Origin of the sequence: Corynebacterium halotolerans YIM 70093 = DSM 44683 (genome assembly GCF_000341345.1) — a bacterium.
Taxonomy (GTDB): domain Bacteria; phylum Actinomycetota; class Actinomycetes; order Mycobacteriales; family Mycobacteriaceae; genus Corynebacterium; species Corynebacterium halotolerans.
In genome coordinates this window covers 3029662-3041932 of record NC_020302.1, presented here as the reverse complement: position 1 = coordinate 3041932, position 12271 = coordinate 3029662, and the positions used below count along the sequence as shown (strand labels likewise).

General features: G+C 63.7%; 10 protein-coding genes. 6 read left to right on the top strand and 4 right to left on the bottom strand.

Annotated features, from left to right (window positions below; translation table 11 throughout):
- Positions 1-83 precede the first annotated feature (83 nt).
- Positions 84-527, bottom strand: coding sequence for a hydroxyphenylacetyl-CoA thioesterase PaaI (gene paaI, locus A605_RS13860; RefSeq protein WP_015402136.1), 444 nt, complete (start codon positions 525-527; stop codon positions 84-86).
- Positions 528-684: 157 nt separating this feature from the next.
- Between paaI and A605_RS13855 the strand changes: the two genes are divergently transcribed.
- The 3 genes from A605_RS13855 to A605_RS13845 all read left to right on the top strand — a co-directional run bounded on the left by A605_RS13855 (position 685) and on the right by A605_RS13845 (position 4479).
- Positions 685-1314 carry a TetR/AcrR family transcriptional regulator gene (locus A605_RS13855; RefSeq protein WP_015402135.1) on the top strand — a complete coding sequence of 210 codons (630 nt, stop codon included), beginning with the start codon at positions 685-687 and terminating at the stop codon, positions 1312-1314.
- A gap of 336 nt (positions 1315-1650) precedes the next feature.
- Positions 1651-2964, top strand: coding sequence for an AMP-binding protein (locus A605_RS13850; protein ID WP_015402134.1), 1314 nt, complete (start codon positions 1651-1653; stop codon positions 2962-2964).
- Between the two features lie 171 nt (positions 2965-3135).
- Positions 3136-4479, top strand: a complete 1344-nt coding sequence (locus tag A605_RS13845) for an MFS transporter (RefSeq protein WP_027004370.1) — start codon at positions 3136-3138, stop codon at positions 4477-4479.
- Positions 4480-4532: 53 nt separating this feature from the next.
- On the opposite strand, the gene A605_RS13840 is transcribed toward A605_RS13845, so the two are convergent.
- The gene (locus A605_RS13840) at positions 4533-6266 is read right to left on the bottom strand and encodes a bifunctional ADP-dependent NAD(P)H-hydrate dehydratase/NAD(P)H-hydrate epimerase (RefSeq protein WP_015402132.1); all 1734 of its coding nucleotides are present in this window, start codon (positions 6264-6266) and stop codon (positions 4533-4535) included.
- 16 nt (positions 6267-6282) lie between these two features.
- Positions 6283-7095: an Fpg/Nei family DNA glycosylase gene (locus A605_RS13835; RefSeq protein WP_015402131.1), complete on the bottom strand. Its 813-nt coding sequence runs from the start codon at positions 7093-7095 to the stop codon at positions 6283-6285.
- A 319-nt stretch (positions 7096-7414) separates the two neighbouring features.
- Between A605_RS13835 and dctP the strand changes: the two genes are divergently transcribed.
- From dctP to A605_RS13820, 3 genes are read left to right on the top strand one after another with little or no spacing between them, the layout of a single operon-like run.
- Entirely contained in the window at positions 7415-8512 is a 1098-nt protein-coding gene (gene dctP / locus A605_RS13830; RefSeq protein ID WP_081602147.1) for a TRAP transporter substrate-binding protein DctP, read from the top strand.
- Positions 8509-9078 (top strand): TRAP transporter small permease, encoded by a 570-nt coding sequence (locus A605_RS13825; protein ID WP_015402129.1) that lies wholly within the window; start codon positions 8509-8511, stop codon positions 9076-9078. The genes dctP and A605_RS13825 overlap by 4 nt, the downstream gene beginning before the upstream one ends.
- 3 nt (positions 9079-9081) lie before the next feature.
- Entirely contained in the window at positions 9082-10392 is a 1311-nt protein-coding gene (locus tag A605_RS13820; protein WP_015402128.1) for a TRAP transporter large permease, read from the top strand.
- 272 nt (positions 10393-10664) lie between these two features.
- On the opposite strand, the gene A605_RS13815 is transcribed toward A605_RS13820, so the two are convergent.
- The gene (locus A605_RS13815) at positions 10665-12161 is read right to left on the bottom strand and encodes a sensor histidine kinase (protein WP_027004369.1); all 1497 of its coding nucleotides are present in this window, start codon (positions 12159-12161) and stop codon (positions 10665-10667) included.
- Positions 12162-12271: the final 110 nt, after the last annotated feature.

The window sequence follows — 12271 nt, the reverse complement described above, 5'->3', positions numbered from 1 at the left end:
CACTGACGGGACGGGTGGGGATGGGGCGGGTGTGGTTTTCCCCTGTTTCCGCAGGTTGTTTCCCGGCGGCAGGGGGTGGCCGGTCAGATGCTGCGGACGGTACGGGAGGTGCCGCGGAACTCCGCGACCACCCGTCCGTTGCTGGTCAGCGTCACATCGGTGATGCCGTTGCGTCCCCAGGCCTGCCGGGTCACGGCAACTCCCTCGACGACGTCGCTCTCCCGGGCCGGCGAGATGAAGTGGATGTTCACCTGGGCGGCGACGGCTGGCTGGCCCGGGGCGTTGCAGGCGCCGGCGAACAGTGAGTCGGCGAAGGTGAAGAGGATCCCGCCCTGGGCGGTGCCGTGGCCGTTGCACATCTCGGGTCGGATGGTGAAGTGACCACGGACCTCCTCCGTGTTGAGGGCGGTGATGGTCATTCCCAGGCTCCGGGAGGCGGCGTCATTGGCGAACATGGTGCGGACGTGGTCGAATTCGGCACCCTCGGCCACTCCGGGGGCGAGGATCTGGGGCACGGTCTGGGTCATGGCTGGCTCCCTCGGTTCGTCTGGAAAACGGTTACCGACCGTTCGGGCGGTAATGTGTGGTGAGTGTACGTGGTATCCGCACCTCTCGGATGGGAAACTGGGGGCAGATGCTGGTCCAGGCCCGCTGACGAGGGTGGCCCGAAACGAAGGAACAGATATGACTCAGGCAGCAACGACGGGCCGGAAGGCCGCGCCGACCACCCACTCCGGACGGGGACGTCCGGGCTACGGCCGGGGCGACGTCATCCGGATCGCCGTCGACGAATTCAACACCCGGGGCTACGAGGCCACCTCCATGGGGGCGTTGGCGACCCGGCTCGGTGTGAGCAAATCCGCCATCTACCACCACGTCACCTCGAAGGAGGAGATCCTCGTCGAGGCCACCGACCGGGCCCTTGAGGCGCTCAACGGTGTGGTGCAGGAGGCGGAGGAACTGGAGGGCACGGCCCGGGACCGGCTCGCGGTGGTCATCGGCGGATCGACACGCGTGCTGTGCGAGAACCCCGGCTACGTCACCCTGCTGCTGCGGCTGCGGGGCAACACCGAGGTGGAGCTCGAGATCATGGAGCGCCGTCGTCAGGTCACCCGCAAGCTCATCGATTATGTCCGTGAGGCGCAGGAGGAGGGGGTGGTGCGCCCCGATCTCGACGCCGGACTCGTGGGTCGCCTGGTCTTCGGCATGATCAACTCCATCGTGGAGTGGTACCGGCCGGACGGCGAGCTGACGCCGGAGGCCTTCAGCGAGATCACCCCGAGCCTGGTTTTCCGGGGGCTCGAGGCGAAATAGCTGGCGAGGACATCCGCCCCATCTTCCGCAGGCCGGAAGACGGGGCGGATTTTTCCCGTATGGGGGTAGTTCGCGGGGTGGAAAAGTGTTCTGTGTGCGACTCTTTTTGTTGTGACTCTGGCGATCCGCCGGAATGCGATGTAATCTCTGCCACATATCAGCTGACCGACTGGTCAGTCGGTATTTCAACCAGGGGAAGCTTCACACGATCCTCAGACACCTTGCCTCGACACGTGACCGGACCGAGCGACAGCAGCACGGAGCCCCGGGACCCACGGCCCCGGCGATAAGAGGCACCGGCGCTGAATGCCAGGATCAGCCAGAAAGGAATGCCCGATGACTTCTGTCACCGAAATCACCTCCACCCACAATGGCCCGCAGACGGGAATTGAGTACGCCTCCCGTGACGAGATCACGGCATTGCAGACCGAACGCGCCAAGAACACCCTGCGTCACGCCTACTTCAACGTGCCGCACTACCGGAAGGCCTTCGACGAGAAGGGGGTGCACCCGGATGACTTCCGCGAGCTGTCGGATCTGGCGAAGTTCCCCTTCACCGACAAGGAGACCCTGCGCGAGGAGTACCCCTTCGGCATGTTCGCGGTGCCCAAGCACCAGATCGTGCGCATCCACGCCTCGTCCGGAACGACCGGACGCCCCACCGTGGTCGGCTACACCCGCCGTGACATCGAGAACTGGTCGGACCTGGTGGCCCGCTCGCTGCGGGCCGGCGGGGTGCGCGCCGGGGACAAAGTGCAGGTGACCTTCGGCTACGGCCTGTTCACCGGCGGCCTCGGCGCCCACTACGGCGTCGAGAAGCTGGGTGCGACGGTCATCCCCACCTCCGGTGGCCAGACCGAGCGCCAGCTGCAGATCATGCAGGACTTCCAGCCCGACGCCATCATGGGCACCCCCTCCTACATGCTCACCATCCTCGACCGCCTGCGCGCCGAGGGCCGGGATCCCCGCGACACCTCGCTGCGCGTGGGCGTTTTCGGGGCCGAGCCCTGGACCGAGGGCATGCGCCGGGACCTGGAGGACGGGCTGGGCATCGACGCCACCGACATCTACGGTCTCTCCGAGGTCATGGGGCCGGGCGTCGCCCAGGAGAGCGTCGAGACGAAGGACGGACTGACGATCTGGGAGGACCACTTCTATCCCGAGATCGTCGACCCGGTGACCGGTGAGCCGCTGCCGGACGGCGAGTACGGCGAGCTGGTGATCAGCTCCCTGACCAAGGAGGCCTTCCCGGTCATCCGCTACCGCACCCACGACCTGACGCGCATCCTGCCGGGAACCGCATTCTCCATGCGTCGCCTCGAGAAGATCGGCGCCCGCAACGACGACATGATCATCCTCCGCGGCGTCAACTGTTTCCCGAGCCAGTTCGAGGAGATCATCGTCGAGGACAAGAACCTCCGTCCCCGTTACCAGTGCGTGCTCAGCAAGAAGGGCCGGATGGACCACCTCACCCTGGTCGTCGAGCACGCCCCCGGCCGCACCGCCGACGAGATCGACGCCTCCCGCCTGCAGCTGCGCAAGCTGATCAAGGACCGGATCGGTGTCTCCGTCGACGTCGACATCCGCGAGCAGGTCGACTGCGGTGAGGGCAAGGCCAAGCGCCTCCTCGACAACCGCCCGCAGGCCTGATCACCCGCCGGTTCACGCCGCACCCCACAGTCACCCCGACGCCGCCAGGGCGACCGCTGAGCCGGTTGCCCGGTTCGTCGACCCCCGGGACGGTCCCCTCCACCGTCCCGGCCCCTCACTTTGCCTGCCTGCGCGCTTTTTCCGGGTGCGCCGCACAGAAAGTTCACACCGATGACCAATGACACCCTTGCCTCTGGCCACCGTGTAACAACCGCCCCCACCCCGGCCCCGCTGACGAAGGAGCACCGCAAGGTGCTGTCCGGCGCCATGGTCGGCACCACCATCGAATGGTTCGACTTCTTCATCTACGCCCAGGCCGCGGGACTGATCTTCGCCACCCAGTACTTCAACCCGGTCAGCAACGACAGCCCCGCACTCGCGCAGGTCATCGCCTGGGCGTCGCTCGGCATCAGCTTCCTCTTCCGCCCGCTCGGTGCCGTCCTCGCCGGCCACCTCGGCGACCGGCTGGGCCGCAAGCCCGTCCTCGTCCTCACCCTGATCGGCATGGGTGGCGCGACCGTCGCCATCGGCCTGCTGCCGAACTACGCGGCCATCGGTATCGCCGCGCCGCTCCTCCTCGTCCTCCTGCGCATCCTGCAGGGAATCTCCGCCGGCGGCGAGTGGGGCGGCGCGGCGCTGATCGCCGTCGAGCACGCCCCCACCAACCGGCGCGGGTACTTCGGCGCCTTCCCGCAGGTGGGTGTCCCGGCCGGCATGCTGCTGGCCACGTTGTTCATGCTCGTCGTGACCACCGTGCTCACCCCGGAGCAGTTCGAGGCCTGGGGCTGGCGCGTCCCCTTCGTCTCCAGCCTGGTGCTGATCTTCATCGGCTTCTTCATCCGCCGCCTGGTCGAGGAGTCCCCCGTCTTCTCCGAGATGGAGGAACTCAAGCAGAAGTCCTCGGCCCCGCTGTCCGAACTGTTCCGCGGCCACTCGAAGACCGTCCTGCTCGCCGCCCTCATCTTCGCCGGCGTCAACGCCGCCGGTTACCTCGCCATCGCGTTCTTCGTCTCCTACGGCACGAACGTTCTCGGCATGGGCCGACCGGTCGTGCTCGGGCTGACCTCCGTGACCGCCATCGCCTGGATTGTCGCCACCCTGTACTTCGGCGCCGTGTCCGACCGCCTGGGGCGCAGGCGCACCTTCGCCTTCGGCTACCTCGCGATGATTCTGTGGGCCATTCCGACCTGGCTGCTGATCGACACCGCGAACCCGCTCCTGTTCGGCATCGCCGTCGTGGTCCTCGGCGCGCTCCTGGGCGTGACCTACGGCCCGCAGCCGGCCCTCTACGCGGAGATGTTCCCCGCCAGCGTCCGGCTGTCCGGTGTCTCCATCGGCTACGCGATCGGTTCCATCATCGGCGGCGCCTTCGCCCCCATGATCGCCGAGCTGCTGCTGGACAACACCGGCAACTCACTGAGCATCGGCGTCTACATCGCCGTCATCTCGGCCATCTCCCTGGCCGCCGTGCTCCTGGTGCCCAAGGGCATCCAGGGCAAGAACCTGCACGAGTGACCAAGCATCTGTGACGCCGTCCCGGAGGTGGGGAGTGCGCAGTTGTGCTCTCCCTACCTCCGGTTCGTCATCCTTGCCGTCGCCTGCGGAACCGCCTCCGCGATCCGCGATGCAGTCGTCGGCGCTGGCCCATCGGGAGTCTGGGCCGCCAGCCATGCGGCAGCGGAGTGCACCTGCACCGCCTCACCGGTCGAATAGAGTGCGGGGTGGAAGCTGCCGGTGTGCTGGATCTTTGGATGGGCGGCGTCGAAACGTTGCGCTTTCGCCGCCCCGCGGGCCAGCCAGGCGCCGGCGATACCGGACAGCACATCCCCTGAGCCGGGTGTAGCTGCCCACGAGGAGCCGGCGTCGACGACCGTGAGGTCCTTGCCCGGTCCCCGGGCGATCACCGTGTGTCGGCCCTTCAGCAGTACGCCGCAGCGCAGATCTTCCGACAGCGCGCGGACGGCGCCGAGACGGTCTTCATCGGGGTCCGGGATATCGAGGTCGAGTGGTTCGGCGAGGCGCCGGAACTCCCCGGCGTGCGGGGTGAGCAACGTCGTCCCCTCCCGCTCCCGCAGTTGAGTGCGCAGCTGCGCACTCTCGCTGAGCAGGGTGAGTCCGTCGGCGTCGATGAGCAGTGGCTCGGGACGGGCCAACAGCTCCGCCAGCTCCTCTACAGCGTCGTCATCCGTACCACGGCCGGGACCGACCACCCACGCCTGCACGCGCCCGGTCTCGCCGATTGAGTCGGAGATGACGACCTCCGGTAGGGCACGCACGACCTCCAGGCCCTGCGGTCCGATATAACGGACCATTGAACTGGTCGCGCGCACCGCACCCATCGTCGTCAGCACGGCGGCACCCGGATACTGGCCCGAACCGGCGCAGATGCCGACCACCCCACCGGAGTACTTGTCCTCGTCCGCGCCGGGTTCCATTGACTCGCTGTTCGGGAAAGGATTGATCGGCCGCAGTGGTTCGGGCCATTCAATGCCTGAGGCGGCCGGTACCGCTCGGCTGACCAGGGTGCCGGGGTCGCCGCCCTGCCGGACCGAGGCGGATATCAGCCGACGGGACAGCTCGTCGCCGTCGATACCGATGTCGGTGAGCAGTACCTCGCCGCAGTCGGCGGCGACCGCGTGCGCCGGGCGCAGCGCGCCGAAGGTCACCGTGACCTCGGCCCGTATGTGCTGGCGCAGGACGCGCTTGCGCCGCTCATCCCGTCCGGCAGCCGGGTCTACCCCCAGGGCCAGGTTCGGTAGATCGGTGGTGACCTCCGGCGGGAGGGCGCCGGTGTCCGCGTTGATGCCCGAGGGCACGTCGACGGCCAGGACCGGGATCCAGAACATCGTGACAAGTTCCAGCCAGGTGGCCGTCTTCTCCCCGAGTCCTCCAGCGCCGCCGAGACCGAGTATCCCGTCGATGATCAAGCGGTAGGGCCGCACATCCATAGGCAGTCCCTCGAGCACCTCCCCGTCGGCCTCCTTGAAGGCCGTCAGCGCGCGCTCGTGCACGCGGCCGTCGCGGCCCAGCAGCACGGCGTCCACTCCCCTGCCCCCGGCGGCGAGTTCCGCGCCGGCGTAGAGGGCGTCACCACCATTGCCGCCGGCGCCCACGAGCAACAGGATGCGGTCGTCGGTGGCCTGCAGCTGCTGGATCAGATCGGGCTCGGCGGCGCACATGGCTTTCGCGGCCAACGCCACCGCATGGGCGGCCTGCCGCATGAGCTCGTCGGGCTCCGACTGGGCGTCGAGAAGCACCTGCTCGGCGGCTCGGATATCGGCGACGGGGTACGCATAGCTCATGCGCCCCAGGCTAACGTCAATCCGCCTGACAGGTCGGGCACCAGAAGAGGTTGCGGCCCTCCATCACCTGCTCGGTGATCGGGGTGCCGCAGAGATAACAGGGCTGCCCGGCGCGGCGGTAGACGTAGACCTCGCCGCCGTGGTCGTCCTTGCGAGGTGCGCGGCCCATGGCCTCCGGGGTGTGCTCGTCGCGGACGGTGTCGATGCGACCGCGCTCCACGCCGATGGCCATCAGGCCGACCAGATCCGCCCAGATCGAGTCGAACTCGGCGTCGGTCAGCTGATTCCCGGGCCGGAAGGGCGAGATGCCGAGGCGGAAGAGGGTCTCCGCGCGGTAGATGTTTCCCACCCCGGCGTAGAGCTTCTGGTCCATGAGCAGGGAGCCGATGCTGCGGCGGCTGCGCGCGATCCTCGGCCGGAGCTGCTCCGGGTCGGCGTCGGCGCGGATGGGATCCTCGCCCGCCTTGGCGACGACCGCGTCCCGCTCGGCGTCGGTGACCAGGCGGCACCATTGCGGCCCCCGCAGGTTCGCGGCCGTGGCCCCGTTGTCGATGCGCAGGCGGATCTGCCCCCACACGTCTTCGCTCGGTTCGAAGCGCAGCGAGCCGATCAGGCCCAGGTGGATGTAGACGATGTGCTCAGGGTGGTCGATGTCGAAGTCGACGAACAGATGCTTGCCGACGGCCTCGGCGTGCGCGATGCGGTGACCGTCCAGGAGGGCCGCTTCCGCGGCGAACCGGCCCTGCGGGGAGGTCACGGTCAGATCCTGTCCGGTGAAATCGCTGTTGAGTTCGGCGGCGAGACGGTGGATGACGTGACCTTCGGGCATGGGGGATCAGTGTAGTTGGTGACCGAACGAGGGTCCGCGCGAGTGAGCGGTACCTAACTTCTGCCAGGGTGGGAGATTTCCGGTCCTCCTGCCGTCATCTGGTCTAACCGGGTTATCGATGAGCTCGCGAGTGTTTCCTGAACATCTGTTGCCACTACTGCACAAGGCTTGATCGGCTAGAGGTTTCTTTACCGGGAACCAAGATATTTCTTATGGTTGAAGCCACTTTCCACTGCTTAATGTTAAGTAGTTCACACCTCGATCTGTGTGATTGTTGTTGCTCGAATGTCGCGTATTCACGCGCCAACCTGGGAGAAACATGAGGAAACTGCAGAAGGTCTTAATTCCTGCACTGCTCGCTAGTGCTTTATTATTTACAGGCTGTTCAGCCACTCTTGAAGACGAGACCACTTCCGAAGGGCCCGATCCGGTCACGCTGACTTTGGCAAGTTCTTTCGCCACGACTCATACAAATAATGACGGGCTGTGGATGTTTCTCGAGAACCTCGAGAAAAATGCTCCGTGGATCACCGTCGACTTCAAGGGTGGTCCGGAGGTCATTCATCCGAATCTACTCATTGAAGCTACCTCGGCCGGTGTAGTTGATATGGCACACCTGCCAGGCGACTATTACGTGAATCAACTTCCTGCGATGGACGTTCCGCGCTTTAGTCCCTTCACTCCGATGGAAGAGCGTGAGAATGGGGTTCGGGAAATTTACGACGAAATTCACCGGGATCAGCTGGGCCTGACTTATCTTGGTCACACAGTCTCAGGGATGCCGCAGGTCATCCTAGTGGACACTTCGCTCGATGGAGCTGACCTGGAGGGAAAGTCGGTACGAACATCCCCGGCCACCTCATATATCGTCGAGCAATTGGGTGGTATTCCCGTCGATCTGCCTGGGGGCGAGGTCTATACAGCGCTCGAACGCGGCGTGGTGGATGGAGCGACTTGGGCTTCTGTGGGGCCTGCAAGCCTCGGCCTGGAAGAGGTCGTCAATTATGACGTGAGCCCTCGCTTCTATGAGTCAGTCGCCAACCTCGTAATATACGAGCAGACCTGGGAGAACCTGGAAGAAGAAACTCGGGAAGCGCTCACTCGGACGATAGCGGAGACCGAACCGGACATTTTCCAGCACTACCTCAAGACCAACATCGAAGAGACCGCGGTTTGGAATGAAGCGGGCGTCGAGGAGAATCCACTCTCTGACGAGGCCGCCGAGCGGCTTCTCCAGTTGGCTTACCGTGATGCCTGGCAGGACCTGGACTGGGACTCGATCATCTCAGCCACTCCGGCCGCCGAACGACTCAAGACCGCCTACGAGACTCAATTCACTGGGGAACTGACTGAAGTGGTGCCCGGTGGCTATAACTCCGAAGCCACACAGGGCATTCTCGAGGAGATGGGACAATGATCGACAAAACTAGCGGGGTCGACGGAGGCGTCGATGTCGGAGAATTTGTGGAAACGGAGCACTCCGCAGGACAACTACAGGGCAGGGTGTGGGCTCCTGTACGTGTCTTGGGTCAGATTGCGGGACTGCTCACGCTCGTCCTTGCCCTCTTCGTTACAGCCACTGTCCTGCTTCGTGTCGTGGATCTCGGAGTGGTGGGTGCCGTCGAGCTGGCTTCGCTGAGCATGGTGGTCCTCACCGTCCTCATTATTCCTGCCGTTACCGCGGCGGACGACAATTTCCGGGTCGAGATCGTTGACTTCCTCGTAGGCCCTCGGTCCCTCCACTGGCTCAACGTGTTCGGGCTGCTCGTGCAGCTCTTCGTGACTGCCTTCATCACCTTCGCCGTGCTCGAACTCTTCATCCACGACATCGACACAGGCACGACAATGGCCGGCGAACTCTATCTGCGGCGTTGGTGGCTCACAGCAGTCGTGTTCATTGGTTTTGTCGGTGCACTGTACGCCACAGTCATCAATCTCGTCCGGGTCTTCCGCAGCACCTTAACTAACGAGAGCGAGGCCTAGGCCATGGAATGGTATCTTTTTCTCCCCCTGTTCATCGTCGCGCTTCTCATTGTTCTTTTTCTCCGGGTTCCGGTGGCCTGGGGTCTCTTCGCCATCGGCATCGTCTCATCCCTCATTATCTTCGACACTTTTGAGGCGACGACAACACTGGTGAGTCTGAGCGTGATCAGCTCAGTGAACAGCTTCACTTTCTCCGCTATTCCCCTGTTCATTCTGATGGGCGAGATTCTCTTCCGCTCCCGAATAGCTCAGGATGCATTGGCCGAGATATCGCTCCTCATGCGTCGGGTCCCAGGCCGCCTCCCGATGGTCACTGTTGCCGGCGGCGCCGCCTTCGGACTTCTCTCTGGCTCCTCACTCGCAAACACCGCCTTGTTCAGCCGTACCCTTTTACCTCAGATGCGGGAGGCGGGATACGCCACCAAACTCTCCGCTGGGTCAATCCTCGCTTCCAGTGGCCTGGCGATGGTTCTTCCTCCCACCGCTCTCGGCATCCTGTGGGGAGGTATTGCCCAGGTTCCAATCGGTCCGCTGTTGATGGCGGGTATCATTCCCGGTCTTTTGATGGCCGTCGGGTACGTGTTCATCGTGTTGTATCAGTCCCGCGGCGGAAAGGCTCGCGACAGCGAAGGGATGCCGAGCCGTAGCGCCGGTGAGGTCGTTCAGGGTTTCATGCGCAATCTGCTGATTCCCGGTGTTCTGGCCCTTGTCATTCTCGGCATCATCTTCTTCGGTATCGCTACTCCAACAGAGTCTGCAGCGATCGGGGCAACCGCCAGCCTCGTCGTCGCGATGGTCATTGGGCGTCTGCCCCTGCGGGAGTTGTTGAACGCCTGCATCTCCTCGGCGCGTATCACCGGCTCCATTTTTATCCTCGTCATGGCCTCGACACTGTACGCCCAGATCATGGCCTACATGGGCGCCACGCAGAGCTTGGTTGTCTGGGTCTCGGAGTCCATCACCAACGGAGCGTTGATGCTGTTCCTGATCATCGTGCTCTTGGTTCTCCTGAGCGCGTTCATCGACCAGGCATCCATCATGCTCATCACGGCACCGTTGCTCATGCCCATTGCCACTGGCTTCGGGTGGGATGGGGTCTGGTTCTCGATTCTGGTCCTGGTCACCCTCCAGATCGGCAATATTTCTCCACCGTTCGGTATGAGTCTCTTCGTCATGAAGGGTGTCGCCCCTTGGCTTCCACTGCCGACCCTCTACCGTTCGGCCATCCCGTGGATCATCTCGGACCTCGTGGTGATTCTCATCCTCGCGATCTTCCCGTGGCTGGTTCTCGTTATTCCATCCCTGATGGGCTGACATCAGGGTTCATTCTGGGAGGGACGACAACCAGTTCAGTATCCCCGGTCTCTGATTCGATGGTTGTGAGCGGCCGCCCGCGGAGAGTCCGAGGACCACGGAGATCTGCATGGTTATTCCCGCTAACGCTCGGTTAGATGTCGGCTCGGGGCCCGGATGATGGTGGACACGGTGATTGGGTAGGTAGTGCGATCAACGTCACGTTATGGTCTGCTACTTCGCGGTCACCCGGGTTCGGGCCTACTGCCACGCCTAATCGGCCAGCATTGTTTCTATCTCCCCGCCCCGTTCGGCTCCTGTTTCGACTTCAACGGCAGAGACAACGTCGCGATCGTTCCCTGCGGTTGATTCGGGGTAAACAGGATCGTCCCGCCGTGACGCTGGGCGATGTGCTCCGAAATGATCAGGCCGATGCCGGAGCCGTCCTTCTTCGAACTGAAGGCGCCGGCGGCCAGTTGCTCGTCTGGAACGGCACGCATGCCCCGTCCCTGATCTGCGATTGAAAGCGAAGCGAGGCCACCGAATTCGGTCAGTTTGATGTCCAGTTCCTTCACCTTGGTCTCCGGTCGCTTGATCTCATCGATCGCATTCATGCACAGGTTGATGATCACCTGGCCGATGAGCACGCTCTCGCCTTCCATCATCAGTTCGTCGGTTCCTAGGTCGGTGTTAACCGCCACCCCCTCCTCTTCGGCGCGGAGACGAACGAAGTAGAGGGACTCCTCAATGGTGGACGGGAAGCTGAATTCAGCGGCGGTGCTCTCGATGCGCCGAACATATCGTTTGGCGGAGGCGACGATATCGGAGGCGCGCCTGAGCTGCTTTTCCACCATCTCGATCCCGTAGTTCAGCTGGGTGAAATTCGGGGTGGGCGTATTGAGACGGGTCTTGAGTCCGCTGAGGAAATTGAGGGATGCGGCGAGCGGCTGGCCGAGATCGTGGGCCAGGACCATCGCCATGTCCCCCATCGCGTTGTAGCGGCTCAGGTATTGCAACTGGGTACGTTGTGCCTCCTCACGTTTTTCCGCCTCCACGCGGTCCGTGATGTCGCGCATAGTCAGCACTCGATAAGTCGTTGTTTCGATCCGCACGTTCTCCAGATAGCAGGCCAGCCAGCGTATATTGCTGTCGTCCACCCTCACCTTCATGCGAAAGTTCACCCGCCCCTCGGGCTGCTGGGCCGGCTCCCGGAGTTGCTCCTCGCTGATCCCGGGGTCCGTTGACCCCAGAGACTCCAGCTCCTGCCCAATGATTCCGGCGGCGGTGAAGCCGAAGAGCCCGGCGGCATAGGGGGAGGCTCGTTCGACCTGGTTATCGGTGTCGAGGACCAGGACGCCGGAGGCGGTGTGTGACATGATGCGTTCGAGTGAGGCCGAGACCCATTCCGGGGAATCTGGCACCTGCCCACTCTCCTCGATCAATCTCATTTCCACCATGATCACCTCGTCCTGTTTGAATGGAACGACGGTCGCTGTGGCGTCGGTGAGGAATTCAGTGCCGTCTGCGGCCTGGTATTTCCACTGCCTCCGACTGGAGCCGTAGAGGGCGGCCGAGTGGAGCCAGGCTACACCGTCCTCGCGCCGGTACCGCTCATCCTGCGAACTCATGTGATGCGCTTTGAGGGAGCGCAATTCGGCGAGACTGTACTGGAAGAGCGTGCAGGCCCGGTTGTTGGCCCAGAGGATGCGCAAAGAACCCTTCTCATGCAGCAGAACTGCGTTCTGCGAGTATTGCGCCATGGCCTGAAGGTCCTCACTGCCGGGAATCATGCTCATGATCCTAGATCCCCCATCTCCGCTGGCGAATCGGGAAAATTTCACTCTCTGCTAAAGAATTCCTTAGTGACCTGCCGGTTTTCTCCAATACCGCGACTGTGAGG

Coding starts and splice junctions, on each gene's coding strand:
- paaI (WP_015402136.1), bottom strand. CDS start 527: ATGACCCAGACCGTGCCCCAGATCCTCGCCCCCGGAGTGGCCGAGGGT.
- A605_RS13855 (WP_015402135.1), top strand. CDS start 685: ATGACTCAGGCAGCAACGACGGGCCGGAAGGCCGCGCCGACCACCCAC.
- A605_RS13850 (WP_015402134.1), top strand. CDS start 1,651: ATGACTTCTGTCACCGAAATCACCTCCACCCACAATGGCCCGCAGACG.
- A605_RS13845 (WP_027004370.1), top strand. CDS start 3,136: ATGACCAATGACACCCTTGCCTCTGGCCACCGTGTAACAACCGCCCCC.
- A605_RS13840 (WP_015402132.1), bottom strand. CDS start 6,266: ATGAGCTATGCGTACCCCGTCGCCGATATCCGAGCCGCCGAGCAGGTG.
- A605_RS13835 (WP_015402131.1), bottom strand. CDS start 7,095: ATGCCCGAAGGTCACGTCATCCACCGTCTCGCCGCCGAACTCAACAGC.
- dctP (WP_081602147.1), top strand. CDS start 7,415: ATGAGGAAACTGCAGAAGGTCTTAATTCCTGCACTGCTCGCTAGTGCT.
- A605_RS13825 (WP_015402129.1), top strand. CDS start 8,509: ATGATCGACAAAACTAGCGGGGTCGACGGAGGCGTCGATGTCGGAGAA.
- A605_RS13820 (WP_015402128.1), top strand. CDS start 9,082: ATGGAATGGTATCTTTTTCTCCCCCTGTTCATCGTCGCGCTTCTCATT.
- A605_RS13815 (WP_027004369.1), bottom strand. CDS start 12,161: ATGATTCCCGGCAGTGAGGACCTTCAGGCCATGGCGCAATACTCGCAG.